Consider the following 1382-nt stretch of genomic DNA (forward strand, 5'->3'; position numbering starts at 1 on the left):
TGACGAAGTGGTTGATGCCATGCTTCCAAGAAAAGCTTCTAAGCTTCAGGTAACCAGGAACCGTACCCCAAACCGACACAGGTGGTTGGGTAGAGAATACCAAGGCGCTTGAGAGAACTCGGGTGAAGGAACTAGGCAAAATGGCACCGTAACTTCGGGAGAAGGTGCGCCGGTGAGGGTGAAGGACTTGCTCCGTAAGCTCATGCCGGTCGAAGATACCAGGCCGCTGCGACTGTTTATTAAAAACACAGCACTCTGCAAACACGAAAGTGGACGTATAGGGTGTGACGCCTGCCCGGTGCCGGAAGGTTAATTGATGGGGTTAGCTAACGCGAAGCTCTTGATCGAAGCCCCGGTAAACGGCGGCCGTAACTATAACGGTCCTAAGGTAGCGAAATTCCTTGTCGGGTAAGTTCCGACCTGCACGAATGGCGTAACGATGGCGGCGCTGTCTCCACCCGAGACTCAGTGAAATTGAAATCGCTGTGAAGATGCAGTGTATCCGCGGCTAGACGGAAAGACCCCGTGAACCTTTACTATAGCTTTGCACTGGACTTTGAATTTGCTTGTGTAGGATAGGTGGGAGGCTTTGAAGCGTGGACGCCAGTTCGCGTGGAGCCAACCTTGAAATACCACCCTGGCAACTTTGAGGTTCTAACTCAGGTCCGTTATCCGGATCGAGGACAGTGTATGGTGGGTAGTTTGACTGGGGCGGTCTCCTCCTAAAGAGTAACGGAGGAGTACGAAGGTGCGCTCAGACCGGTCGGAAATCGGTCGTAGAGTATAAAGGCAAAAGCGCGCTTGACTGCGAGACAGACACGTCGAGCAGGTACGAAAGTAGGTCTTAGTGATCCGGTGGTTCTGTATGGAAGGGCCATCGCTCAACGGATAAAAGGTACTCCGGGGATAACAGGCTGATACCGCCCAAGAGTTCATATCGACGGCGGTGTTTGGCACCTCGATGTCGGCTCATCACATCCTGGGGCTGAAGCCGGTCCCAAGGGTATGGCTGTTCGCCATTTAAAGTGGTACGCGAGCTGGGTTTAGAACGTCGTGAGACAGTTCGGTCCCTATCTGCCGTGGACGTTTGAGATTTGAGAGGGGCTGCTCCTAGTACGAGAGGACCGGAGTGGACGAACCTCTGGTGTTCCGGTTGTCACGCCAGTGGCATTGCCGGGTAGCTATGTTCGGAATAGATAACCGCTGAAAGCATCTAAGCGGGAAACTAGCCTCAAGATGAGATCTCACTGGAACCTTGAGTTCCCTGAAGGGCCGTCGAAGACTACGACGTTGATAGGTTGGGTGTGTAAGCGCTGTGAGGCGTTGAGCTAACCAATACTAATTGCCCGTGAGGCTTGACCATATAACACCCAAGCAATTTG

1 rRNA gene (cut by a window edge) is annotated in these 1382 nt (G+C 53.0%); it reads left to right on the top strand.

From position 1 onward, the window contains the following. Positions 1 to 1363 (top strand): 23S ribosomal RNA (locus tag KL786_RS29225); it begins 1261 nt to the left of the window's first position. Positions 1364 to 1382: the final 19 nt, after the last annotated feature.

The organism is Pseudomonas sp. TAE6080 (assembly GCF_018732265.1).
Taxonomy (GTDB): Bacteria; Pseudomonadota; Gammaproteobacteria; order Pseudomonadales; family Pseudomonadaceae; genus Aquipseudomonas; species Aquipseudomonas brenneri.